We start from the raw sequence: 25,175 nt of genomic DNA, 5'->3' as shown, positions 1-25,175 counted from the left end.
TGCATTTAGTATGCCCGTGATACTTTCTCCAAGAAACTAAAGCCGGGATCTCGGGGAGAGGGACGAACGTGAGCACTGACACCGCACTGCGGACATCGAGAGGGCCGGTGCGGCGCGCCGAACGCGCCCTCGCGCCGGACCTGGCCCGGGGAGCGATGCTGCTGATCATCGCGCTGGCCAACGTCGCCGGAGTCGTCTTCGCCGGCGAGCCCGGCCTCGACACCACGCCAGAAGGCGCCGACCGCGCCCTCAACTTCACGCTCTTCGAACTCGTCCACGCCCGCGGGTACCCGGTCTTCGCCGTGATGTTCGGCTACGGACTCGTCCAACTCGCCCGCCGCCAGGACGCCTCCGGCGCCACGCCGAAGCAGGTCCGTTCGGTGCTTTTACGCCGCAACCTGTGGCTCGTCGCCTTCGGGTTCGCGCACGCCACCTTGCTGTACTACGGCGACTTCCTCGGCGCCTACGGGATCGTCGGGATCGTGATGACCCTGGTGCTCCTGCGCCGCGGCGACAAGTTCCACCGGACCGCGCTGGTGCTCTGGGCGCTGTCGGCGGTCGAGGTCCTGGTCATCGGCGCCATCGTGGTGAGCGGCATCGGAGGTTCGGGCGGGTCGGCCCCGCTGCCGTCGAGCCATGTCGACTCCCTCGCCGCGCCCGACTACCTCGCGTCCATGCTGGATCGCCTCGGCGAATGGCCGATGCACACGCTGACCGTCCTGCCCTTCATCGTCATCACGTGGCTGGGCATGTGGGCCGCCCGCCGCCGCGTCCTCGAGGAACCGGCCCGCCACAAGGCCCTGCTCAAGTGGACCGCCGTCCTTGGACTCGGCGTCGCCATCGCCGGAGGTCTCCCCGCCGCTCTGACCGGCGCCGGATGGCTGCACGTCGATGAGTCGGCCGCCGGCCTGATGATGATGCTCCACGGCGGCAGCGGCATGTTCGCCGGCCCGGGTTATGTGGCCGTCTTCGGCCTGATCGCCATGCGGGCCACCCGGCCCGGCCCCGTCGTCGACGCGCTCTCGGCCCTGGGCCGGCGCTCCCTGTCGGGATACCTGTTTCAGTCGGTGGCCTGGCTGATCCTCCTGGCGCCCTTCACGCTCGCCCTCGGCGACCGGTTCGGCAGCCCCACGGTGACCGGTCTGATCATCGCGGTGACCGTCTGGCTCATGACCGTATCGATCGCCCGCCTGCTCGACAAGCGCAACCAGGCCGGCCCCGCCGAGGTCGTCCTGCGCCGCCTGACCTACGGGCCTCGGGCACAGTCGCGGAGCTAGTCGTCGGCGGGCGGCACCTTGGGGACCGGTAGCAGGGGGAGCTTCAGGGCGCCGAAGGCGTCCTCGGGGACGGCGGGGGCCATCGGCGCGACCGGGGACAGGCGCTCGTACGGGGCGCCCTGGGGTGGGCGGGGGTCGGGCTCGCCCTTGTTGGGCCACAGGGACATGGCGCGCTCCGCCTGGGCCGTGATGGTCAGGGACGGGTTGACGCCCAGGTTCGCGGAGACCGCCGCGCCGTCCACGACATGGATGCCCGGGTGCCCGTACAGCCGGTGGTACGGGTCGATGACGCCGTGGTCGGGGTCCGTGCCGATCGGGCAGCCGCCGAGGAAGTGCGCCGTGAGCGGGGTGCCGATCAGCTCGCCGACATTGCTGCCCGGGAAGCCGTTGATGGACTCGGCGAGATGGCGGGCGGCCTCCGCGCCCTCGGGGATGTGGTCCGGGTTGGGTGCGCCGTGGCCCTGCCGGGCGGTCAGCAGGCCCTTCCCGAGCCCCTTCGGCCTGCGGTAGGTGGTGAGCGAGTTGTCGTGGGTCTGCATGACCAGGCCGATAATGGTGCGCTCCGACCAGCGCCGGGTGGACAGCGAGCGCACCACGAGCACCGGGTGCCGGAGGTGGCTCCCCAGGAACCGCAGCCAGCGCGGCAGTCGGCCGCCCTCCGGGATCTGGAGGACGGACAGCAGCCCCATCGCGTTGGAGCCCTTGCCGTAGCGGACGGGCTCGATGTGGGTGGTGTCGTCGGGGTGGATGGACGAGGTGATCGCCACGCCACGGGTGAAGTCGGCCCGCCCCTGCCCGGGGCGGACCTTGCGGTAGCGGCGGTCCGTGGTCTGCGCGCCGACCAGGGCCTCGGAGTTGGTGCGGGTGAGCATGCCGAGCCGGTCCGGGATCCGGGGCAGCAGGCCCTTGTCCCGCATGGTGTGCAGCAGCGTCTGGGTGCCGTACGTCCCGGCGGCCAGCACCACCTGGCGGGCGCGCAGCACGCGCGGCGGGCCCTTGCGGCGCCGGTCGGTGGGGACGGTGGTGACCCGGTAGCCGCCCCGCCGGTCCTCGCCGACGGCCATGACGGTCGTCATGGGGTGGACGACGGCGCCGGCCCGCTCGGCGAGGTGGAGGTAGTTCTCGTTGAGGGTGTTCTTCGCGCCGTGGCGGCAGCCGGTCATGCACTCGCCGCACTCGGTGCAGGCCCTGCGGGCGGGCCCCGCGCCGCCGAAGTACGGGTCCGGGACGCGCTCCCCCGGCGCCGCCGTCGCCGTCCCGTCCGCGTCGTCGCCGTCCCCGAAGAACACGCCCACCGGCGCCATATGGAAGGTCTCGCCCGCCCCCATCCGCTCGGCGGCGGCCTTCAGGTGCTCGTCGGAGGGGGTCATGGTCTTGTTCAGCCGCGCGCCGAGCATCCGCCGCGCCTGGTCGTAGTACGGCGCGAGCTCCGCCCGCCAGTCGGTGATGGCGCCCCACTGCGGGTCCCGGAAGAACGGCTCGGGCGGTACGTAGAGGGTGTTGGCGTAGTTGAGCGAGCCGCCCCCGACCCCGGCGCCCGCCAGCACCATCACCTTGCCCAGGACATGGATGCGCTGGATGCCGTAGCAGCCGAGGGCGGGCGCCCACAGGTAGTCGCGGAGGTGCCAGGAGTTCTTGGGCAGGGTCTCGGGGGTGAAGCGGCGCCCCGCCTCCAGGACGCCGACGCGGTATCCCTTCTCGGTCAGGCGCAGGGCCGTGACGGAGCCGCCGAAGCCCGAGCCGACGACGATGACGTCGTAGTCGTAAGCGTCGACGTACGCGTCGTCGTGCGTGTCGTCGTGCGTGTCGTCGTGCGTGTCGTCGTGCGTGTCGTCGTATGCGTCGTCCACCGCAGTACCTCCCCTTGCCGCGCGCCCATCAGCGCAGGCGCAGCGCCTTCATCGCGCGCAGGCTACGGGTCATGAACGCCGCGTAGTTCTCGTCCGTCATCCCGAAGGCCGGGCCGAGCGGCAGCAACCGCTGGTGCGCGACCGTCTGCGCCTCGGTGAACTTGAGGATCCCCTCCGAGCCGTGGCGGCGCCCGAGACCGGAGTCGCCCATCCCGCCCAGGGGCGCGCGGACGCTGCCGTACGCCGCGCCGTAGCCCTCGTTGACGTTGACCGTCCCGGCCCGCAGCCGGGCGGCGACCGCGCGGCCGCGCCGGCCGTCCTTCGTCCAGACGCTGGCGTTAAGGCCGTACGGGGTGGCGTTGGCGCGCTCGACGGCCTCGTCCTCCTCGGTGAAGCGGTAGATGGAGACGACCGGGCCAAACGTTTCCTCAGCACACACGGCCATCGGCGGCTCGACGCCGTCGAGGATGGTCGGCTCGTAGAAGTAGGGGCCTATGTCGGGCCGGGCGCGGCCCCCGGTGAGCACCTTGGCGCCCTTCTCCCGGGCCTCGTCGACATGGCGTACGACGGTCTCCAGCTGGCGCTCGCCCGCGAGCGAGCCCATCTCGGCCCCGTACGCGAGGGCCGTGCCCAGGCGCATCGCCTTCGTCCGGGCGACGAACCGCTCCAGGAAGGCGTCGGCGATCGACGTGTGGACGTAGAGCCGCTCGATCGACTCGCACAGCTGCCCGGCGGACGAGAAGCAGGCGCGCACCGAGCCCTCGGCGGCCTTGTCGAGGTCGGCGTCTCTCAGCACCAGCATGGCGTTCTTGCCGCCCAGCTCCAGCGAGCAGCCGATCAGCCGCGCCGCCGCGCGCTGGGCGACCTCGCGGCCGGTGCGGGTGGAGCCGGTGAACGACGCGTAGTCGGCGTGCTGGACGACGGCGGGGCCGACGACCGGGCCCTCGCCGAGGACGATCTGCCACACGTCCTTGGGCAGCCCGGCCTCGATCAGCAGCTCGCGCGCCCACAGGGCGGTCAGCGCGGTCTCGGTGTCCGGCTTCATCACCAGGGCGTTGCCCGCGGCGAAGGCGGGGAGCGAGTCGCCGACGGAGAGGGAGAGGGGGTAGTTCCAGGGGGATATCAGGCCTATGACGCCCTTGGGCTGGCGCAGCTCGGTGACCTTGGTGAGCACCGGGACGGCCCCGGTGTGGCGGCGCGCGCCCAGATAGGCGGGGGCCTTGCGCCCGTAGTGGCGGGCGGTGAGGCAGACCTCCTGCACCTCCTCGTGGGCGTGCAGCCGGGTCTTGCCGGTCTCCACCTGGATCAGGTCGAGCACCTCGGACTGGTGGCGCATGAGCAGGTCGTGGAAGCGCAGCAGCACGGCGGCGCGCCGCCGCACGGGTGTACGGGCCCACGCCGACTGCGCCTTGCGCGCCCGCTCGAATGCCTCGGCGACGTCCTCGGGGGTGGACTCGGGCAGCTCGGCCAGGACCTCCCCGGTGAAGGGGGTGTGGCTGGTGGTCCTGCCGCCGCCCACCACGCCGCGCGAGAGCCGGGCGACCAGCTCGGGCGTGACGACGTGCACGGCGGTGCGGGCGCCCGCGGGAGCGACCGGGTTGCCGTCGGCGGGGGCGGGCGTGGTGGTGTGCGCGGCGTCCTGTGTGGGCTGTGCGCTGTCCTGCGAGTCCGTCATGGGGGCGAGGGTAGGCCCGCCGGGCCGGTTTGGGTACCCGGCGGTAACCTGCTTTCACCGGCCACGCACACACGTCGCGCCGGACGGGTCCGTCAGAGGCCCTCGATCTTGAGGCTCTCCACGACGTTCTTGTAGATCTCGTCGCCGGTCGGGCGGGCGTCGCCGTCGGCGGGCATGGTCACGGTCAACTGCCAGGCGGTATGCGTCTTGTCCACGTAGATGTGGTCGCGCTTCACATAGCGGATGGGGTTGTCGTCCCTGCTGCTGCCGGAGGGGACGTAGGTGGTGGTGAGGTCCACCGCGCCGTCCTTGCCCTGCTGCTTCGCCTGCTCCGTCTTGCTCTCGACGTCCTCCATGGACGACTGGGGGCTCTTGTAGTAACGGACGACCTGCCCGGCCATGTCGCGGGTGTCCTTGATCTCCCGCTGGTCGTTGGCCTTCTGCCGGCTCAGGAAAACGGTGTAGACGCCGCTGGGGTCCGTGAAGGTGACGGACGCGTTGTCCGCGATGTCGTCCTGCACACGCCGGTACTCGCTGGGCACGGCCAGGGACGCGCCCACGACATCGCGCTCCTCCCGGACCATCCACCCCTTGGGAAGATCGCTCTCGCTCGCGAACGGCTTCATCAGGGTCAGCACCAGCACGGCGGCCACCACCAGCACCACGCCGCCCAGGCCGAGCTGCGCCTTGCGGTTCTTGTGCAGGATGGGCGGTACGAAGCGGCTGCCCCCGCTCTGCGCCTCCCCTGCTCCGACTCCGGCTTCGGCGCCCGCCCCGGCCTGGATGTGGGCCTGGGGCGGGGCGTACAGGCTGGTCGCGAGCACAGTAGGCACCGGCTGCGGCGGCCGGACCACCTCCTCCAGCGCCTTCCGCGCCTCGGCCGCCGTCGGCCGCGCCGCGGCCTCCTTGCGCAGCAGCTGCATGATGAGCGTGCCGAGCGCGCCCGAGCCGCGCGCGGGCGTCTGGGGCTCGGCGGAGAGGATGGCCTGGAGCGTCGCGGGGGCGTGCGAGCGGCGGAACGGGGACATGCCCTCCACCGCCGCGTACAGCACGACGCCCAGCGACCACAGGTCCGATTCGGGGCCGGGCCGCTGGCCCAGCACCCGCTCGGGCGCGATGAATTCGGGGGAGCCGACGAACGCGCCGGTCTCCGTCAGCCCCTGCTCGCCCTCGACCTGCGCGATGCCGAAGTCGGTCAGCACCACCCGGTCGTTCCGGCCGAGCAGGACGTTGTCCGGCTTGACGTCGCGGTGCAGCACCCCGGCGTCGTGCGCGGCCGTCAGCGCGCCCAGCACCGCGACGCCGATCCGGGCCGCCTCGCGCGGGTCCAGCGTGCCCTCGGCCAGCCGGTCGCCGAGCGAGTCGCCGCGCACCAGCTCCATCACCAGCCAGGGCCGGCCGTCCTCGACGGCCACGTCGTACACCGAGACCACCGAGGGGTGGTCGATCCGGGCCGCGGCGCGCGCCTCGCGCTGCATCCGCTGGTAGACCTTCTGCCGCTCGCCCTCCGGCAGGGTCTCGGGCACCCGTGGCTCCTTGACCGCGACATCGCGGTCGACGACCTGGTCGTGCGCCCGCCAGACCGTCCCCATGCCGCCGTGTCCCAGGCGGGAGACGAGGCGGTAGCGGCCGCCGATGACGCGGCCGATGTTGGGGTCCTGGTTGGCCGGCGCGGGCGCCGACGTACGGGGGTCGGGCTGCCCGGCGGCCGCCCGGCCGTCGAGCTGCGTCGGCTCGTACGGGCTGTCGGGCTGCCGGTCCTGGGAAGCCGCCGAGGACTCCGCCTCGAACTCCGTCTTGGACTCCGCCTTGGACTCCCCGTTGGGCTCCCCCTGGGACGGCACCGGCGCGGCCGGGGCTTGCGGCGGCTGCAGCTCGTAGCTGGTGGGCTCGTTCGCCCGTCCCCCGTCGTTCGTCATGGCACCATCATTACCTGCTCGGGCGCACGGCCCGCCAGCGGCCCCGGGTGGCTGTGGCCGCTCGTGACAAAGCCGTTGCGGTGCCGTTCAATTCTGTTTGGCGGAAACGGAGAAAGTGTCGACAGCCGTGTCGAAATACTGCTTTCCCTCGGTTTTGCTGACGACCGGCGCGGACACCCACACGTCGTACATCTTTCCCGCTTCGTTCCAGGTCAGGTCGTACGTCTGGCGCGAGCCGCCGTCGTCGGCCGAGCCGTTCCAGACGAACGCCCACAGCGCGGCGGGCAGCCCCTGGCGCTCGGTCTGGATGACCTGGCCGCTGCGGTAGCCCGGGTAGTTCTGCGGCCCCCTGGCGTCCGCCTCCTGGCTCAGCTGCAACGGGCCCTTGGGGTCCAGCTCCTGGACGTGGATCCCGATGCGGAACTCGTTCCCCGGCGAGTTGTAGTAGACGCGCGGGGCCTTGACTTCGCGGGAGAAGCCCTTGGGCACGGCGATCGTGAAGCCGGCCGGGTCGTTGACCAGCTCGTAGCCGTCCGGGACGGCGGTCTTGGAGGCGGTGGGCGACGACTTGCCCGACGGCGGCGTCTTCGACGGCTCCTTGGCGGGGGCGCTCGTGGCGGCGGCCTTGCCGTCGCTGTCGCCGTCGCCGTCGCCCCGGTCGAGGGCCAGCGCCGCGACCCCGGCGCCGAGACCGGCCAGCGCGACCACCGCGACGGCCGCGATCAGCGCCGTACGGCGGCGAGGGGCGCGGCGGGAGGGGACGGGGGCGACGGGGGTGGCGGCCCCGTACCCGGGACCGTGGCCGGCCCCGTGGCCGGTCGTCACCGGCACGGCGGGCTGCGTCGGCGTGTACTCCAGAGGGATCTCGGGGGTGTCCCCCGGCCCCAGACACATCCGCAGCATCCGGGCCGCCCCGTCCCCGTTCAGCCGCAGCGCGGGATCGCGCTGCAACAGCCCCTCGATGGCGGGGGCCAGGGCACCGGCGGCCGCGGGCGGCCGTATCTCGTCGAACACGACCGCGTGCAGCACCCCGCCCAACGAGTCGCGGCGGAACGGCGATTCGCCGCTGACCAGCGTGCACAGCAGCACACCGAGCGACCACAGGTCCGACTCCGGGCCGGTGCGCTGCCCCGACATCCGCTCGGGCGCGGTGTATTCGGGCGAGCCCACGAACGTCCCGGTCTCCGTGATCGTCGTGCTTCCCGTCACCTGCGCGATCCCGAAGTCCGTCAGCACCACGCGCCCGGTGCCCGCCTCCACCAGCACATTCGCGGGCTTGATGTCCCGGTGCAGCACCCCGCGCTCATGCGCGACCCTCAGCGCGTCCAGCAGCGCGAACCCCATCCGCGCCGCCTCACTCGGCCCGACGGGCCCCTCGGCGGCCAGCCGGTCCGCGAGCGAGCTGCCGTCGACCAACTCCATGACGATCCACGGGCGTCCGTCCTCCTCCACCACGTCATGGAGGACGATCACATTCGGATGCTTGATCTGCGCCACGGTGCGGGCCTCGCGCAGCGTGCGCTCGTGCTGCTGCTGGAGGTCGAGGGCCGACATCCCGTCCAGCCCCTCGTCGATGTGCAGTTCCTTGACGGCCACATCCCGGCCCAGCAGTTTGTCGACGGCCCGCCACACCGTACCCATGCCGCCGCGCCCCAGCCGTGACACCAACTGGTAGCGCCCGGCCAGCAGGCGGCCACCGCTTCCCCCGAAGCTATCCATGGGCTTCATCTTGCCGCACGGCCCCGACGGACTCCGCCTTGGTCCCCAGCCGCGTTGTGGTCAACTTCCCCCATGGAGGCAGTCCTGGCGAGTTTCATAGCCGTGCTCGGCACGGTGTTGGGTTCCGGTGTCACCTACGTCTTCCAGCGGCGAAACACCGACCGCAGCGAGCACTTCGCCCGCGCGGAGAAGCTGCGGCAGGAGCGGATCGACGCGTACTGCGCGTACGCGGGGGCGCTGCTCAACTACCGCCGGGTGCTGGTCCAACGGTGGTTCGTCCAGCACGAGAACCGGCCCGACGAGGACACCCCGGAGCTGCGGGAGCACGTCTACGAGTTGCGCTACGCCGCGCAGGAGGCGATGTTCCGCGCGCAGATGCTCTCGGACGACCCCGCCCTCGTGGAACTCTCCGAGCGGATCCTCGAGCACGTGACCGAGCTGCACCGCGCCGAGGACCGCGACCGGCTGGACCACATCCGCGAGCGGTCCCGGCAGGGCATCCGCGACTTCATCGCCGCCGCGACGCCGCACACTCGCTGAGCCTCGAGATCGGCGGCCGGTCCACCAGGGTCGCGGGAGAGGTGAACCGCGTGCGCCGGCGCGCAGCGGAGATGAGCGCAACTGCTTCAAGGGGGCATCCGTGGATCTTGGTTCGGTGATCATCGCGGTGGCAGGTGTAGCCGGGACGCTAGGAGGGTCGCTGCTCACTCAGCGCGCCTCCGAACGGGCGAAACGTCGCGAGATAGACCTGCTTCGCGGTCACGAGGAGCTTCGCGAGAACCTGCTCAGCCGACGCACCTGCTACGTGGAGCTCAATCGGGACGCACGTCAGTTCACCACGGCGCTCAACCGTCATCTGCATGTCATGCGGGAACGCGGTGTCGAGGAGGCGGACAGGGAGGTACTCGAAGAAGCCAAGAGTGCCCACCGCGATCGATACTCCGAAGCGCAGATGATCGCCCCGGACGAGGTGCTCGCATGTGCGCGTACGGTCAATCAAGCCCTGAACAGGGTCTATGGCCAGGTCAAACGTCTGGAGCGAGGAGAGCCCCAGGAAGGGGAAACCATGGCTACAGCGGTCCGGGGTCAGAGGGAGATCTGGGACCTGATCCGGGCCATGCGGGCCGCCATGCGCCGCGACCTCGGGGTGGCACCCACAGAGTGACCGCGCCCCGCGACGTCATACCTGCCAGAAGGTGACAGGTACGGCCCCTACCGTCGGCCACCATGAGCGACTCCCTCCCCCGTATCACCCCCGCCCAGCGCCGCGCCCGCCTCGGGCGGCGGCATCTGCTGGCGCCGTCCGCCCGGGCGGCAGTCGTAGAAGCCGTGGCGGACGCGGTTGTCGGGCTGCATGCGACCGATCCGGCCACCGTGTATCTGTCCGCGTGCGCGCGGCTGCGGGAGCCGGGGGCCGGGGAGGTGGAGCGGGCGCTGTACGAGGACGTCTCGCTGGTCAAGCTGTTGAGCATGCGGCGCACGATCTTCGCGGTGACGACGGAGCTCGCGCCGGTCGTCGGCTCGTCGACCGCGCGGGCCATCGCGGTACGGGAGCGGGCCACGCTGCTGAAGCATCTGCGGGAGCGCGCCGAGGAGCACTGGGACGAGGCGCGGCTGGCCGAGGTGGAGAAGGCCGTGCTGGCGGCCGTGGCCGGGCGGGGCGAGGCGACGACCGCCGAGGTGGCGGAGGACGTGCCCGCGCTGCGCGAGCGGATCGTCATGGCGCCCGGCAAGCCGTACGCGGCCCGGCCGACCGTCGGCAGCCGGGTGCTGCGCCTGCTCGCCTCCGACGGCCATCTGCGCCGCTGCCGCCCGCGCGGCTCCTGGACCAGCAGCCTCTACCCGTGGGCCCTCGTCCCGCCGCTCCCCGACCTCCCCGTCCGCGAGGCGAAGGCCGAACTGGCCCGCCGCTGGCTGGCCGCGTACGGCCCCGCGACCGAGGCCGACCTGAAGTGGTGGACGGGGTGGACGGTGACCGACACCCGGCGGGCGCTGGCCGACATCGGCGCGGAGGGTGTGGCGCTGGCGGAGGGGCCGGGGTACGTGGTGGCCGGGGACGGCGAGCCGGTGGCGGACGGCGAGCCCTGGGCCGCGCTGCTGCCCGGCCTCGACCCGACGGCCATGGGATGGCAGGCCCGCGACTGGTATCTCGACCCGGACCATGTGAAGCCGCTCTTCGACGGCAGCGGCAACATCGGCCCGACGGTGTGGTGGAACGGCCGCGTCGTCGGCGGCTGGGCCCAGCGCGCGAGCGGCGAGGTGGTCTGGCGACCGCTGACCGACGTGGGCCGGGAGGCGGCGGCCGCCGTGGAGGCGGAGGCGGCGCGGCTGAGCGGGTGGCTGGGGGAGGTCCGGGTCACGCCCCGGTTCCGTACGCCGCTGGAGCGGGAGTTGACGGCATAGCCGCGTGCGCGCCGCCTCAGTCCGTCGTCCCGGTCGCCAGCTCACCCGCGCGCACGTACTCCCGCACCAGCGGGCGGCGGTCGTCGGCGCGCCAGGCCAGGGCGAAGCGGCTGGGCGAGATGCCCCTCACCACACGGGTGACGACTCCGCCGAGGGTGATCAGCGGGGCGTTCCCGGCCGCCAGCAGGACCACGCCGAGACCCGCGACGAGCGCCTCGTACGTCTCCTCGGTGCTTGCCACCTCCGCGCCGATGAGCGCCGGCTTCCCGCCGCGGGCGTCGGTGGCGAGCCAGTAGTCCCGTAGCGGCCCCGCGCTGTCGGGCAGAGCGAGGAACGGCTCGTCCAGCAGGTCGGTGAAGTCGATGATCTCCCTGTCGGCGAGCGGGTGAGTTTCGGCCATGGCGACCAGGCGGGGTTCCTCGGCGACCACCACCCACCGGTAGCGGTCCGGGTCGGGCAGCGGCAGCCAGACGAACGCCGCGTCGCACGTGCCGTCGGCGAGCCCGGCGGTCGAGTCCTGCCAGGGAACCTGGCGAAGTACGAGGCGGGCATCGGGGCGCGCGGCGGTGAAGCGGGAGCGGATCGCCGGCAGCACGCCCCCGCGCCCCGGGCTGGTGCTCATCCCCACGACGAGACGGCCCGCCTGGTCGGCCACGACCCGGGCGACTGTCTCCTGGGCCGCCTCCCACTCGGCGAGCATGCGCTGCGCATGCGGCAGCAGCGCCGCGCCGACCGCGCTCAGGCGCACCTCGCGCCGGTCGCGCTCGAACAACGCGGCCCCCACCTGCTTCTCCAGCATCCTGATCTGCTTGCTCAGCGCGGGCTGCGAGACGTACAGCCGCTCGGCCGCGCGCGTGAAGTGCAACTCCTCCGCCACTGCGGCGAAGTACCGCAGATCCCGTCCGTGAACGTCCATAACCATCGGCTATCACGGCAGGTCTTGGACGCGCAAACGGTGCGCCTCGCAAGGTGGTACACACACAGACCGGCACAAGGAGAAGAACATGAACAGGGTATGGCTGGTCACCGGGGCGAGCAGCGGGTTCGGCCGGGCGATCACCGAAGCGGCGGTGGCCGCGGGCGACATCGTGGTCGCCGCCGCCCGCCGTACGACGCTGCTCGACGACCTGGTCGCCGCGCACCCGGACCAGGTCGAGGCGCTACCGCTGGACGTCACCGACATCGCGGCCGTCCAGGCCGCGGTCGACGGCGTGGCAGCCCGGCACGGCCGGATCGACATCCTGGTCAACAACGCCGGCCGGGGGATGGTGGGGGCGGTCGAGGAGACCACCGACGCGGAGCTGCGGGACCTGATGGACCTGCACTTCTTCGGCCCGGCCGCGCTCACCCGGGCCGCGCTGCCGCACATGCGCCGCCGGGGCTCGGGCGCCATCGTGCAGCTGACCAGCATGGGCGGGCGGTTCGCCTTCGCCGGAGTCGGCGCCTACTGCGCCACCAAGTTCGCCCTGGAGGGGCTCTCCGAGGCCCTGGCCGCCGAGGTCGCCCCGCACGGCATCCGGGTGCTGATCGTCGAGCCCGGCGCGTTCCGTACCGGCTTCGCCGACGCCGCGGCGCTGCGGCCCTCCCCGGCTCTGGACGCCTACCAGGACACCGTAGGACCCGTCCTCTCCGGGCTGCCGGGCGGGAGCGGCCAGGAACCCGGGGACCCGGCCAAGGCCGCGGCCGCCGTCCTCACCGCCCTGGACGCCGACGAGCCGCCGCTGCGGCTGCCGCTCGGCAAAGACGCCGCCGACGCGATCACCGACCACCTCGACCGTGCGCGCACCGAACTCCGCTCCTGGGAAAGGCTCACCCGCTCCACCGACTTCGACGACTGACACCTCCAGCCGACCGCGATGCTGCTCGACGCGGTACTCGGTTCAAGCGTACGGGGGGATAACCCCCTCCCCCTGGTCCACCGAACGGTGGACGGCAGGTTCAACCTGACGCCTCTGTCCGGCAACCGCCCTGGTCAACAAGGCTTTAGGGTATGAATTCACTCACTGTGCGCATGGCGCGCCACAGCGCGCGGCACCCCTGGCGGGCGGTCGTCGGATGGCTTGTGTTCGTGGCGCTGTGCCTGGTCGTCGGCGGAGCCGTCGGCACCAACAGCGCCAAGACGGCGGACTACCGCGTCGGCGAGGCGGGCCGGGCCGAGGCCATGGCGGCCGAGGGGCATCTGGAGCGCCGGTCCGCCGAGCAGGTGTTGATCTCCGCCCGGTCCGGCGCCCTCGACAGTCGGGCCGACAAGCGGGCCGCTGAGGCGGCCGCGCGGGACCTCACGGCGCGGATGAAGCGACTGCCCGAGGTCGCGGGCGTGGCCGCGCCGCTGTGGTCCCGCGACGGCCGGATCCTCATGGTCGAGGTGGCCATCAAGGGCGAGGAGCTGGACGCGGACGCCAAGGTCGGCGCGCTGGTCGCACAGACCGAGGCCGTGCAGAAGACCCATCCGCGGCTGCTGCTCGAGGAGACCGGAAGTCCCTCCACCAGCAAGGGGGTCGACCAGCAGCGCAACGACGACCTGGCGCTGTCCGAGAAGATCACGCTTCCGGTCACGCTGATCACGCTGCTGATCGCCTTCGGCTCGGTCGTCATGGCCATCGTGCCGCTGCTGCTCGCCCTGTCGTCGATCGCGGCGGCGATCGGCCTGTCGATGGTGGTCTCGCACCTGTCCCCCGACGTCGGGGTGGGCACAAACGTGATCCTGATGATCGGCCTTGCGGTCGGCGTCGACTACACGCTCTTCTACCTGAAGCGGGAGCGCGAGGAGCGGGCCCGCGGCGGCGGTCGGTTGAGCGCCGAGGCGCTGGTGGAGTTGGCGGCGGCCACCTCGGGGCATGCGGTGGTGGTGTCGGGTCTTGCGGTCGTCGCCTCCACCGCGACGCTGTATCTGGCCTCCGACGTGATCTTCTCCTCGCTCGCGACCGGCACCATCGTGGTCGTCCTGGTCGCCGTCGCCAGCTCCGTGACGGCGCTGCCCGCACTGCTGGTCGTACTCGGCAAGCGGGCGGAACGCAGGGCACGGCGCCGGGCGGAGCGCGGCAAGCCGGCCCGGCGGGCACGCGGCGAGGGCGGCGACCGGGCCGGCGGCCGGATCTGGGCGGCGCTGCTGCGGCCCGCCGCCCGGCATCCCCTCGCCACACTCTGCGTCTCGCTCCTCGCGCTGCTCGCCCTCGCCCTTCCGCTGACGGGGCTGAAGATCACGGAGATGAGCCGGGACACCCACTCCCGCGAAATCCCCGCGATGCGGGTGTACGACCGTCTCAATGAGGCGTTTCCCGAGCAGCGGGTCACGCACGACGTCGTCGTACGCGCCGACGCCTCGCGCACCCGCGAGGTCACCGGCGCGCTGCGCAAGCTCGCCGAGCTGGCCGACCGCGATCCGCTGTTCGCCGACGGCTCGCGGATCAGGACCTCGTCCGACCACCGGGTGAGCGTCCTGCGGCTGAAGGTGCCGTACCTCGGCAACTCCGACCAGGCCAAGACCTCCCTCGCCCACCTGCGCCACGACTACCTGCCCGCCACCGTCGGCCGGGTCGCGGGCGCGGAGTACGGGGTCAGTGGCGACGTCGCCCGCTACGCCGACTATCCCGCCCACCAGAACAGCAAACTGCCCCTGGTGATCGGGGCCCTGCTCCTGGTGACGTTCGCGATGACCGTGTACGCCTTCCGCTCCGTGGTGCTCGGCCTGATCGGTGTCGTACTGAACCTGCTGTCCGCCGCGGCCGCGCTCGGGCTGCTCGTCCTCGTCTTCCAGAACACCTGGGCCGAGGGGCTGCTGGACTTCCACTCCACCGGCTCGATCGGGTCCCGCGTCCCGCTCTTCCTCTTCGTGATCCTCTTCGGACTCTCCATGGACTACCAGGTGTTCGTGGTCAGCCGGATCAGGGAAGCCGCGCTCGCCGGCGTCCCCACGCGGCAGGCGGTGCTCGACGGCATCCGCAGCTCGGCGAGCGTGGTCACCAGCGCCGCGGTCGTGATGACGACGGTCTTCGTGAGCTTCGTCTTCCTGCACATCATCGAGATGAAGCAGATCGGCTTCGTCCTGGCGGCGGCCGTGCTGCTCGACGCCTTCGTCGTCCGGATCATGATCCTGCCCGCGGCCCTGCTGCTGCTCGGCGAGGCGACCTGGTGGCCGTCGCGGCCGTCGCGGCCGGGGCGGGAGGCCGCGGCCGAGCCGGGCCGCGCGGCCCACGGACAGCCGGCGGTCGACGTACGTTGATCGGTATGACCGCTCTCGCCGGACCCTCCGCCGACGCCTTCTGGGCACAGTCGCTGCGCCGCTGGAGCGCGGTGTGCTGGGTGCTGTTCGCCGCGATGGCCGTCGGGCTCGCCGCGATGGACCGGCCCGGCGGGAGCAGGTACTGGGCGCTCGCGCTGCTGGGCTCCGTGGTGCTGTGCTACGCGCTCCTCGACCGCTTCCCCGGCAATCCCGTCGTACGGCCGCACGTCTATCTCTCGGTACTGGTGCTCGCGCTCGGCGGGCTGGCGTATCTGCGCAGCAGCTATGCGGCGCTGTTCATGGTGACGCTGCCGCACTACTGGATGTTCGGGCGGACCCCCAGGGCCTCCATGGGGTTCCTGGGGCTGGCGACCGCCGCGACGCTGGCGGGGAGCTGGTCCCGGCAGGGCTGGTCACTGGAGTTCTTCAGCGAGACGCTGGTGTCCACCCTGATCGTCGTGGCCGTGGGGGTCCTGATCGGGCTGTGGGCACACTCGGTGGTCGCCCAGAGCACCGAACGCGCCCGGCTGATCGTCGAACTGGAGCGGACCCAGGCGGAGCTGTCCGAGGCCCACCAGCGTCAGGGGGCGGCGGACGAACGGGAGCGGATGGCACGGGACATCCACGACACCCTCGCGCAGGGATTCGCGTCGATCGTCGTGCTCGCGGAGGCGGCCCGGGCCCGGCTCGCCTCCGATCCGGCGCGCAGCGCCCAGCAGCTGCGCTCGATCGAGTCGACGGCCCGCGAGAACCTCGCCGAGGCAAGGGAGCTGGTGGGCTCGGCACAGCAGCGGGACGGCGCGGCGGCCGGCTCCGTGGCGCGGACGCTGCGCCGTATCCTCGACCGTTTCGCGGAGGACACCGGGCTCACGGTGGGCGCCGACCTGGCGGACGTGGTGTGCGACCAGCAGACCCGGATCGCGCTGCTGCGCTGCACCCAGGAGTCCCTGGCCAACGTCCGCAAGCACGCGCGGGCGTCCACGGTCGGGGTGATCCTGGCCCGCCGGCCGTACGGTGTGGAGCTGGAGGTCACCGACGACGGCACGGGTTTCGTCCCGGAGGAGTCGGCGGGCTTCGGGCTCGACGGGATGCGCAAACGCCTGGCGGAACTGGGCGGCCGGCTGACGGTCACCAGCTCGGTCGGCGACGGCACGCGCATCCTGGCGATGATTCCGCTGGAGACAAGTGGCGAGGCGCGCGACAAGCGGCACGAGGGGACGGGATGACCAGCGAACGAGTCCGGGTGGTCGTGGTGGACGACCACACCGTGATGCGGGCGGGCGTGGTCGCCCTGCTCGCCGGCGAGGACGGCATCGAGATCGTCGGGGAGGCGGGGGACGGGAGGGCGGCCCTCGAACTCGTCGAGCGGCACGCCCCCGATGTCGCGCTCGTCGACCTGCGGATGCCGGTCCTCGACGGGGTGGGGGCGACCGCCGAAATCGTCGCCCGATACCCGCACACCCGGGTCCTGATCCTCACGACCTACGACACCGACCAGGACATCGAGCGCGGCGTGGAGGCCGGTGCCATCGGCTATCTCCTCAAGGACACCACCCGCGAACAGCTCGCCGACGCGATCCGCTCGGCGGCGCGCGGCGAGACCGTCCTCGCGCCCCGGGTGGCCGAGAAGCTGATCGCGCGCATGCGCCGCCCGCCCCAGGACCCGCTCACCGCGCGCGAGACCGACGTTCTCAACGCCGTGGCCGACGGCCTGACCAACGCGGAGATCGGCAGGCGTCTCGTCATCACGGAGGCCACCGTCAAGACCCATCTCCTGCGGCTGTTCGCCAAGCTCGACGTGAACGACCGCACGCGCGCGGTGGTGGTGGCCCTGGAGCGGGGGCTGCTGCGGCGGCCCTGAGCCGTGTCCGGCTGATCTTCCCCACCCCGCCCCTTCCCGCAGTGTCTATGTGCGGCTCCGCCGCGTGGCATGGGCTTCGCCCCTGGACCTCTGGGGTCTGGAACAAAGCCCCACCACGCGGCGGAGCCGCATATGGACAGGGGCCGGGAAGGGGCGGGGTGGGGAAGGGCCCGCCGCAGGCGTCAAGACCCGCCGGACGCACCCTGAGCCGTGCCCACAATCGGCCAGGGTTTGCCGCGGGCTGTCGGACCCCTCTGTGACCATGGACTGGACCGCCCAAGTCCCCTGCTGTGGAAGGCCAGATGTCCACCGATCTGTACGGCATCCGCGTCCTCGACGTCGCGCCCGAGGCGTCGCGCGTCCGGTTCCGCGTCTTCGTCGTGTACTACGACACGGAAAGCCGGACCCACGCGCCGCTGCCCGACGATCCGAGCTTCTTCTTCACGCTGCTGTGGGAGGCGGCGAACCGCCTGCCGGTCTCCTCGCTCCACCCGCTGCGGAGGATCGGCGTCGACGAGGTCCTCGACCCCGAGTGGGTCGCCGCCCACACCCATCGGTACGTCCGGCGGATCGAGCGGACGGCCACCCGCAACCACCCCGCGGCCGAGGCCGATTGGCAGCGCCTCCAGGACTTCTACCACGAGCGCGACGGCCGCTGGGCGCACGAGGATCTCCTCGTCCAGGCCGACTACGACGTCGAGGTCACCGACGCGCGCTGGCTGGGGTCGCTGAGCGCCGGCCACGGCTGGGCGACCGCCTCCTATGCGACCACGGCAGACCAGGTGCTGGAGGCGGACGCCCCCACGGTGCTGGACCTGCGCCGTCCCGCGGTCACGCTCGACCCGTTCCCTGGCGAGGAAGACGACGACGGCACCCCCAGCGATCTGGCCTTCTCGGACGACGGACGGTATCTCGCGGTCACCAGCCAGGCTTGCGAGCTGGTGGTGTTCCGCACCGACGACTGGAGCGAGCACGTCCGCGTCCCGCACAGCTCCTTGTGGGGCCAGGACATCCAGTGGGTGCCCGGCACCCATCAGCTCACCAAGCGCGTCCGATGGGGCGGAGGGGCGGAGGACGGCGCCGCCGCGACCCGCGCCTACGACGTCGACACCGGCGCCGAGGTGGACGTCCCGCCGCAGCCCCGCGAAGCCCGCTCGCGCACCGGCCGCTACCGGGCCGACGGGGGCTTCGGCCGCTATCGCGCCGATGGCGGCTACGGCGGGTTCACCGGTTACGGCGGCTGGGTCGATGTGCTGTGCTCGTCCGGCGAATCGCCCCGCCGGCTGCACCTTCCGAGAGGGAAGGCGTCGGTCGGAAGCGTCTCCTTCACCGGCGACGAGACCCGGATGTTCGTCGCCCAGGGGAGCGATGTGCACATCCTGGACCCGGAGAGCGGACGCGTCCTCGGCACCCTCCCCGGAATCCGGTCGGACGCGCTCGTGCGGCCGGACGGGGCCTATCTGGTGGCCGGCTGCGGGAAGGGCCCGGCCGACGACGAGATCGAGGGGGACGAGCGGATCGACCTGTGGCGGGTCTCCGACGGCGCGCTGCTCATGCGCTGCCGGTCCGGTGGCAGCACCCTCCCCGCCCTGGCCTGGTCGCCGGACGGCGGCATGCTCGCGGTCTCGGCGATCACTGGATCCCAGGGGTACGGAGGCGAGTTCCGGATCTATCGCGCGGGGGCGCCCGTCGAGCCCCCGGAGGAGGAGCGCCTGACGCTCGACGAGCTGCGCAAGCTCGGCGAGGACGCCTCGGACGAGGACGACGCGCTCTTCCTGTACGACCGGCTGATCGAGCGCGAAGAGGACCCAGCGGCCGTCGGCAGGGCGTACCGGAAGAAGGCCGACCTCCTGCGGGAGCGGCGAGGCGGACTGCGCGGCGCCGCCGAGGCGTACCGGCGGGCGATCGAGACCGGCGGGGCGACCAACGCCATGCGCGCCGGCTACGACCTCGCCTCCGTCCTGGTCACCCTGAACGACTTCGACGGCGCTGTGGAGGCCGCCCGGTCGGCCCACCGCATCGCCGCCGCGCGCGATCTCGACCAGAAGAAGAACCGGACGACCCTGGCCGAGATGGTGCTGCACCTCGGCGACACGCTGCGCACGCGCGGCGGCGACGGCGACAACGAGGAAGCCCGCGCCGCCTACCTCCAGGCCCTCGACCTCGGCGTCAAAAAGCCCGCCTGGGCGACCCTCGGCCTCGGCTGGACGGCCCTCGACCTGGGGGACGAGGAGACCGCCGAGACCCATCTGCTGCGCGCGGTGGAGCTGGCCGGAAGCGAGCTCACCACGAGGGGCTACGCCGCCATGCTGCTCGGCCACATCGCCAAGGGGCGCCGCGACCTGCCCGCCGCGCTGAAGTGGTACCAGAAGGCGCTGAAGGCCGACTCCCTCCACCGGCCGCGGGCCACCGGGCATCTCGGCGAGCTGCACTACTGGCTGGGCGAGCGGGACGGCGCCCGCACCTGGTACGAGCGGATGCTGAAGGCGGCGCGCGAGCCCGAGCTGATCGCCGAGGGCGCCTTCAGGCTCGGTGAGATGGCCGCCGAGGACGGCGACCGCGAGCGCGCGATCGAGTTCCTGGAACGGGGCGCCGCGACCGGAAGCGGGACGTTCGCCGAGCGGGCCCGGGAGCTGCTTCGCGGGCTGACGGCGGACAGCCCGTGACCGGTGAGGGTGTTACGGAGGGATGAGGGGGTGTTAAGTGCGGCCCTACGCAAGCTGAGCAGAAGCGCGGAAACACAGAAACCCGGAAAAGAAGCCGCCCCGCGGCGGGGGTCCACGGGGCGGCAGCTGGGGGGTGGCGGCGGTGCGGCTAGGCGGTGACCTTCCAGGTGCGGGAGTCGGTCAGCAGCTTGCGCAGGGCGGGGTCCTTGACCGCCGTGGTGTTGTCCGTGGCCGTGGCGGTGACCGTGTGCGAGCGGCCGTCGGCGGCGATGCCGAGGGAGGCCGGGGTGACCGACTTCTTGCCGCGCGCGTCGGTGACCTCGGTGCCGTCCACGGACCACTTCACGGTCGCGGAGGCCGGGAGGGTGATCTTGATGGCCGCGTCGCGCTTGAGGGCGGTGTCCGTGCCGGTCGTGCTGCCGACGACGGTGGCGTACCGGTAGAAGCCCGCGATCATCGCCTCGCGGCCCGGGAGGTTGAACTCACGGCCGAGGGTGCGCATGATCGAGTTATCAGTGGGGCGGTTGATGCCCTTGGGGTAGTAGCGCCCGCCCTCGTACGCGCCGACCGTGCCGCCGTCGGGCGAGGTCTGGCCGATCCAGCGGTACCACTTCTTCTTCTGCGCGGTCAGCTGGGCGGCGCTCAGCTTGGAGGCGTTGGACTCGTCGGGCTCGGCGCCGGTGTAGGTGCCGTACTCGTCGTAGAAGTACTCGTCGGCCAGCTTGCCGAGGGAGTGCCCGGTCTCGTGCACCGCGACCTGGTCGGAGTCGGGGTGGTCGGAGGAGGCGGTGGCGATGCCGTCGTAGCCGATCTGGGAGGTGAGGGTGTAGCCCGCGCCGCCGTACTTGGTGGAGTTGGACAGCACGACCACGAGGTCGGCGTCGGGGGCCTTGGCGGCGTACGACTCGACCTTGTCGGTGTCGACGCACAGCAGCCGCTCGATGTCGTCGCACCAGAAGTACGACTTGAGCGCGGTGTCCTTGACGACGTCCTTGCCGGGGTCCCCGGAGACGCCGGACTGGTTGGAGACCGCGTCCACCGACCAGACGTTGAACAGTTCCTTGTACGAGGCGTACGGCTCGACCGCGGACATCTGCGCCCACTTGGACCGCACATCGGCGTGGAAGTCGTCCTGCTGGGCGGCGGTGTAGCCGTCCCCGATGACGACGACGTCGAGCTTGTCGGCGACCGGGCCGGTCTGGATGACCGCGTTGACGTCGCCGTCGGCGGCGGCCTCGGGGGCGGACAGCGGCCGGTCCGCGCGGGCGAGACGCTCCGGGGTGGCGGCCGGTACCTCGGTGTGGCGGGGATGGCCGCCGGGACGGGTGAAGTACTCCACCTCGTGGGTGCGCTCGGCGCCCTGGGCCGCGGCGGCGCGGCTGGGCGGCGGAGGCGGTTCCGGGGCGGCCGACGCCGTGGCCGACGCGGTCGCGGCCAGGGTCGCCGTCAGGACGAGGCCGCCGGCGACGGCCGCAGTGCGTATCGAGAAACGTCTGGGCAGACGTCTGCGCACGGTGGTGTACCCCCCGAACTCGGCTTTATAAGCAGCCAGTTAAGCCCGATTAAGTCGCCGCTCAACCTAGGGGCTCGAACCGCGATTCGGCAATGGGAATTAGGGAAGTCGCTAGTTGTCGTCAGCAGTTGTCAGTAGTCACCGGCGTCTCACGAAGTGCCGGTGGCAATGGATCCGGTCGCGTCTCGAGCCCTGTCCCACCAGGAGGATCGCGATCCGCCTCGGCGGTTCGCGGCCTGCGGTGGATCATACCGGCGCGGGCGCCCCGGCCGATCTCGAGGTACGCCGGCCGGCGGCGGGCGTCGGCGCCGTCGCCCCGGCCGCGCTCCCCGCCCGAATCGTGATCCGCTCGCCCCCGGGAGCCGTATGGTCGAGCCGTACGTCGAAGTGGTGGTCGGCGAGCGGGAGTCCCGGCTGAGCGGCGGTCACCGCCTCCGAACCGGCCGACCCCCCGATCCATCACCTTCGACATGTTTCAATCCTCGCGTAAATGGACTTAACTCGGCGATTAAGCAGCCGCTGGGGAGAAGAGGGCAGGGTGGGCGGGAGAAACGCCGGGGACGTACGCGCGACGGACGGGGCCGCGGAGATCGGGCGCCGGGTGCTCAGGCTGCGTACCGAACGGGGGTTCACCCAGCGGCAGCTGGCCGAGCCCGCCTACACCGCCGCGTATGTCTCCACGCTGGAGTCCGGCAAGGTGCGCCCCTCCGAGGCCGCGCTGCGCCACCTCGCCGAACGCCTCGGCGTCAGCTACGAGGAGCTGACCACCGGCCGCGACCCGCACGACGCGATCCGGCTGCGGGCCGGGCTCACCGACGCACGCAGGGCGCTGGCCACCGGCGACGCGAAGGACGCGGTCGGGCACTTCCACCAGCTGATGGTCGAGGCGGAGCGGCTCGGCTTCCGGGACGAGCGGGCCTCCGCCATGGTCGGGCTCGGCGACTGCGCGCTGGAGACCGGCGAACTGGCCGTGGCGCGCGCCCACTACGAGGCGGCGGAGCAGCTGCTGGCCGACGAGCCGCTGCCCCGGCGGATCCCGGCGATCCGCGGGCGCGCCGTGGCCCATTTCCTCTCCGGCGAACTGCGCTACTCCTGTTACCTCCTGGAGAGCGCCATCGACGAGCTCAACGCCTCGGGCCTGCACGACCCGAACGCCCTGCTGCTGCTCTACACCGCGGCCATACCCCCGTACATGGACATGGGGGCGCATGCCCGCGCCGCGCGCGCCGCCGAGCTGGCGCTCGCGCTGGCGCCCAGCGTGGACGACCCGGGGCTGCTCGCCCGGATGCACCGCGGTGTGGCCCGTACGCTCATCGCCGAGGGCCGCACCGCCGAGGCCGACGCCTCGCTGGCCAAGGCGCAGGAGCTGTACGAGCAGCTGCGCATCCACACCGATCTCGCCCACTGCCACTGGATGCGCGGCTATGTCCACGCGCAGGACGGCAATCTGGAGCGGGCGGAGCGCGAACTGTCCATCGCGCGGGACATGCTGGCGTCCAAGCGGGCCACGCTGTACACGGTGCAGGTGGAGGTGGAGCTGGCGGATGTGCTGCGGCGGCGCGGGCGGACGGCGGAGGCGGAGGCGTTGCTCGTGCCGTTGCTCAGGCGCGGTGATGGTGAGGTTGCGGGTGATGGTGGGGTGCCTGGGCTGACCGCCGAGCACGGCGTGGTGCACGCGGGCGGGGCGCACCGGCTGCTCGGCCTGATCGCGGAGGAGCGCGGCGACGCGGCGGCGGCGGAGGAGCACTACCGCGCGGCCCTGTCCCTGCTGGAGCGGACGGGTGCGGCCGGTGATCTGGCCGATCTGTGCCGGCTGTTGGGCGATCTGCTGCGGCGCGGCGGCCGCGCCGAGGCGGCCATGGACGCGTACCGCATGGGGCTGGGCCACCGCGCCGCGCCCGGCACCACCACCCTGGGGCCCGCCCCTGCGGAGCCCCCGGTGTGACGGGCTTCGGCCGCGCCCCCGCCCCTCCCCCTGTCTCGCGACCCGCCGTCTCGTGGGCCCGCCGGCGCCAGGCCGTCGCGTGTGGGGGCCGCGGCGGCCTGGCGGCCGCGGGGTGATGCGGCGTGGGACCACTGTGCACGGCGGCGGGCGGCCGGGGAATCCGCCCCTGGTCTTCCGGTCACCCCCGCCGACCGGCGGGGGTGCTCCCCCCAACAGGCGGAGGTAGGCACTCCACTTTGTACCGCGCATGCGGCAGGCTGTCCGGGTAATGAGCATGACAGCCAACGGGAGGGAGGGGCCGGTGATCCGTGTGGCTGTGGTGGACGACGAGGCGCTCGTACGGTCCGGGCTGCGGCTGATCCTGGGCACGGCCCCGGACATCGAGGTCGTCGCGGAGTGCTCCGGCGCCAAGGCCGTGGAGGCGGTGCGCGACAGCGCGGCCGATGTGGTCCTCCTGGACATCCGGATGCCCGACGTGGACGGGCTGACCGTGCTCGGGCGGCTGCTGGAGGCGGAGCGCGCCCCCGCCGTCGCCATGCTGACCACCTTCGACGCGCAGGAGTACGTCACGGCCGCGCTGCGGGCGGGCGCTGCCGGCTTTCTGCTCAAGGACACCGACCCGGAGCAGCTGGTACGGGCCGTACGGACGCTCGCGGAGGGCGGCAGCCTCCTGGACCCGGGCGTCACCCGCGCCGTGATCGGCGGCTATCTGGCCGCCGAGGCGGAGGCCACGGCCGCCGCGGCCGTCGAGGCGCTCACCCCGCGCGAGCGGGAGGTACTGGCGCTGATCGGGCAAGGGCTGGCCAATCCGCAGATCGCGGAGCGGATAGGGCTGGCGCCCAGCACCGTCAAGGACCATGTGGGGGCGCTGCTGGCCAAGTTGGGCGGGCTCAACCGGGTGCAGGCGGCGATCGTGGCCGACCGGGCGGGGCTGCTGAGCCCGTGGGCCGGGGGCCCGCGATGATGCGCTGGGCGTCGCTGGTCGTCCCCACGGCCCTCGCGGTGGCCGACGCGCTGCTGGTCAACGGCGTGACGCCGGGCCTTGAGCTGAACGTGTCGCTGGTCGCCGCGGCCGCGCTGCTGCTGCGCCGGCGGCTGCCGCTGACCGCGTTCCTGGCCACACTGCCGGGGATCCTCATCGGCTACATCTGGTTCGCGCCCATGATCGCGCTGTACACCGTGGCCGCGCGCCGCCCCGACCGCCGGCTGCTCGCGGTCTCCGCGCTGCTGCTGGCCGCCGCGCACTTCGTGCCGTGGCCGGTCTCGGACTTCGAGCCGACCGCGTACCGGGAGAACACCCTGAACCTGATCGACGCGTCCGTGACCTCCGTCGCGCCCATCGGCCTGGGACTGCTGGTGCGCACCCGCGGCGAACTGGCCGCGCGCATCGAGGACCTGACGCGCAGCCGCCGCCACGCCGACGAGCTGCTGGCGCACAAGGTGCTCAGCACCGAACGGGCCCGCCTCGCCCGGGAGATGCACGATGTGGTCGCCCACCAGGTCAGCCTGATCAGCCTTCAGGCCGGGGCGGTGCAGATCAGCGCGCAGGACGCCGAGGCGCGGGAGTGCGCCCGGACGATCCGTGAGCTGTCGGTGCGCACCCTGGACGAGCTGCGCCACATGGTGGGCGTGCTGCGCGCGGCGGGCGGCGACCTGGAGGAGCTCACCCCGCAGCCGTGCCTGGCCGACCTGCCGCGCCTGATCGAGCTGAGCGCGCTGGACGTCGACTACGAGGCCGACTACGGGGAGGGGGTGTTCGAGGACCTGGGGCAGTCGGAGGCGGTCGAGCGGGCGGTGTTCCGCATCGTGCAGGAGGCGCTGACCAATGTGCGCAAGCACGCGCCGGGGGCGCGGGTGCGGGTCCGGGTCGGCGAGGAGGGCGATCGGACGGGCGCCCGGGAGCTGCGGGTCGAGGTGCGCAATGGTGCGCCCGACGCGACGGCCACCGCGCCCGGCCTGCCGGGCGGCGGCCACGGCCTGATCGGCCTGCGCGAGCGCGCCCAACTCCTCGGCGGCACCATGGAAGCACACCCCCTGCCCGACGGTGGCTTCGTCGTACGCGCCCGCCTGCCCGGAGTCCGGCCCGCGCCGCGCAGTCCTGGCACCGGTACCGCATCCGCATGAC

The 25,175-nt window shown here is 72.5% G+C and carries 18 protein-coding genes; 12 read left to right on the top strand and 6 right to left on the bottom strand.

Annotated elements, in window-relative coordinates:
• Window positions 1-68: 68 nt before the first annotated feature.
• Window positions 69-1,277: a DUF418 domain-containing protein gene (locus tag ACZ4WQ_RS39015; protein WP_398374667.1), complete on the top strand. Its 1,209-nt coding sequence runs from the start codon at window positions 69-71 to the stop codon at window positions 1,275-1,277.
• Here ACZ4WQ_RS39015 and ACZ4WQ_RS39010 read toward each other — a convergent pair.
• From ACZ4WQ_RS39010 to ACZ4WQ_RS38995, 4 genes are all read right to left on the bottom strand, one after another.
• Window positions 1,274-3,028: a GMC oxidoreductase gene (locus ACZ4WQ_RS39010; RefSeq protein ID WP_398374892.1), complete on the bottom strand. Its 1,755-nt coding sequence runs from the start codon at window positions 3,026-3,028 to the stop codon at window positions 1,274-1,276. The genes ACZ4WQ_RS39015 and ACZ4WQ_RS39010 overlap by 4 nt on opposite strands.
• Window positions 3,029-3,155: 127 nt before the next feature.
• On the bottom strand, window positions 3,156-4,802 hold the full coding sequence (locus tag ACZ4WQ_RS39005; RefSeq protein WP_398374668.1) for a succinic semialdehyde dehydrogenase: 1,647 nt from the start codon (window positions 4,800-4,802) through the stop codon (window positions 3,156-3,158).
• A gap of 92 nt (window positions 4,803-4,894) precedes the next feature.
• Window positions 4,895-6,721, bottom strand: coding sequence for a serine/threonine-protein kinase (locus ACZ4WQ_RS39000; protein WP_398374669.1), 1,827 nt, complete (start codon window positions 6,719-6,721; stop codon window positions 4,895-4,897).
• Between the two features lie 87 nt (window positions 6,722-6,808).
• Window positions 6,809-8,449 (bottom strand): serine/threonine-protein kinase, encoded by a 1,641-nt coding sequence (locus ACZ4WQ_RS38995; RefSeq protein WP_398374670.1) that lies wholly within the window; start codon window positions 8,447-8,449, stop codon window positions 6,809-6,811.
• Window positions 8,450-8,512: 63 nt separating this feature from the next.
• On the opposite strand from ACZ4WQ_RS38995, the gene ACZ4WQ_RS38990 reads away from it, so the two are divergent.
• The 3 genes from ACZ4WQ_RS38990 to ACZ4WQ_RS38980 all read left to right on the top strand — a co-directional run bounded on the left by ACZ4WQ_RS38990 (window position 8,513) and on the right by ACZ4WQ_RS38980 (window position 10,843).
• A complete protein-coding gene (locus ACZ4WQ_RS38990) occupies window positions 8,513-8,980 on the top strand; it encodes a cation:proton antiporter (RefSeq protein WP_385345283.1) in 468 nt (155 codons plus the stop codon).
• 100 nt (window positions 8,981-9,080) lie between these two features.
• Complete coding sequence (locus tag ACZ4WQ_RS38985; protein WP_311724349.1) at window positions 9,081-9,605, top strand: hypothetical protein; 525 nt, start codon at window positions 9,081-9,083, stop codon at window positions 9,603-9,605.
• A gap of 62 nt (window positions 9,606-9,667) precedes the next feature.
• Window positions 9,668-10,843, top strand: coding sequence for a winged helix DNA-binding domain-containing protein (locus ACZ4WQ_RS38980; RefSeq protein ID WP_361184019.1), 1,176 nt, complete (start codon window positions 9,668-9,670; stop codon window positions 10,841-10,843).
• A gap of 16 nt (window positions 10,844-10,859) precedes the next feature.
• Here ACZ4WQ_RS38980 and ACZ4WQ_RS38975 read toward each other — a convergent pair whose 3' ends face one another.
• On the bottom strand, window positions 10,860-11,765 hold the full coding sequence (locus ACZ4WQ_RS38975) for a LysR family transcriptional regulator (RefSeq protein WP_398374672.1): 906 nt from the start codon (window positions 11,763-11,765) through the stop codon (window positions 10,860-10,862).
• Between the two features lie 82 nt (window positions 11,766-11,847).
• On the opposite strand from ACZ4WQ_RS38975, the gene ACZ4WQ_RS38970 reads away from it, so the two are divergent.
• From ACZ4WQ_RS38970 to ACZ4WQ_RS38950, 5 genes are all read left to right on the top strand, one after another.
• Window positions 11,848-12,681 (top strand): oxidoreductase, encoded by an 834-nt coding sequence (locus ACZ4WQ_RS38970; RefSeq protein ID WP_398374673.1) that lies wholly within the window; start codon window positions 11,848-11,850, stop codon window positions 12,679-12,681.
• Between the two features lie 152 nt (window positions 12,682-12,833).
• A complete protein-coding gene (locus tag ACZ4WQ_RS38965) occupies window positions 12,834-15,065 on the top strand; it encodes an MMPL family transporter (RefSeq protein ID WP_398374675.1) in 2,232 nt (743 codons plus the stop codon).
• Between the two features lie 5 nt (window positions 15,066-15,070).
• The gene (locus ACZ4WQ_RS38960) at window positions 15,071-16,291 is read left to right on the top strand and encodes a sensor histidine kinase (protein WP_398374677.1); all 1,221 of its coding nucleotides are present in this window, start codon (window positions 15,071-15,073) and stop codon (window positions 16,289-16,291) included.
• Entirely contained in the window at window positions 16,288-16,926 is a 639-nt protein-coding gene (locus tag ACZ4WQ_RS38955) for a response regulator transcription factor (RefSeq protein ID WP_358845300.1), read from the top strand. The genes ACZ4WQ_RS38960 and ACZ4WQ_RS38955 overlap by 4 nt, the downstream gene beginning before the upstream one ends.
• Before the next feature lie 302 nt (window positions 16,927-17,228).
• Window positions 17,229-19,592, top strand: a complete 2,364-nt coding sequence (locus ACZ4WQ_RS38950) for a WD40 repeat domain-containing protein (RefSeq protein ID WP_398374678.1) — start codon at window positions 17,229-17,231, stop codon at window positions 19,590-19,592.
• A gap of 148 nt (window positions 19,593-19,740) precedes the next feature.
• Here the strand turns inward: ACZ4WQ_RS38950 and ACZ4WQ_RS38945 are convergent, their stop codons facing one another.
• Complete coding sequence (locus tag ACZ4WQ_RS38945; RefSeq protein WP_398374680.1) at window positions 19,741-21,105, bottom strand: M64 family metallopeptidase; 1,365 nt, start codon at window positions 21,103-21,105, stop codon at window positions 19,741-19,743.
• A 538-nt stretch (window positions 21,106-21,643) separates the two neighbouring features.
• On the opposite strand from ACZ4WQ_RS38945, the gene ACZ4WQ_RS38940 reads away from it, so the two are divergent.
• The 3 genes from ACZ4WQ_RS38940 (at window position 21,644) to ACZ4WQ_RS38930 (ending at window position 25,174) form a co-directional block, all read left to right on the top strand.
• On the top strand, window positions 21,644-23,050 hold the full coding sequence (locus ACZ4WQ_RS38940; RefSeq protein ID WP_398374682.1) for a helix-turn-helix domain-containing protein: 1,407 nt from the start codon (window positions 21,644-21,646) through the stop codon (window positions 23,048-23,050).
• 301 nt (window positions 23,051-23,351) lie between these two features.
• Window positions 23,352-24,014, top strand: coding sequence for a response regulator (locus ACZ4WQ_RS38935; protein ID WP_385345302.1), 663 nt, complete (start codon window positions 23,352-23,354; stop codon window positions 24,012-24,014).
• Window positions 24,011-25,174: a sensor histidine kinase gene (locus ACZ4WQ_RS38930; RefSeq protein ID WP_385345304.1), complete on the top strand. Its 1,164-nt coding sequence runs from the start codon at window positions 24,011-24,013 to the stop codon at window positions 25,172-25,174. Before ACZ4WQ_RS38935 ends, ACZ4WQ_RS38930 begins: the two co-directional genes overlap by 4 nt.
• Window position 25,175: the final 1 nt, after the last annotated feature.

It is taken from the genome of Streptomyces sp. NPDC028305, from assembly GCF_055569495.1.
This window is presented reverse-complemented; position numbering and strand designations above follow the sequence as displayed.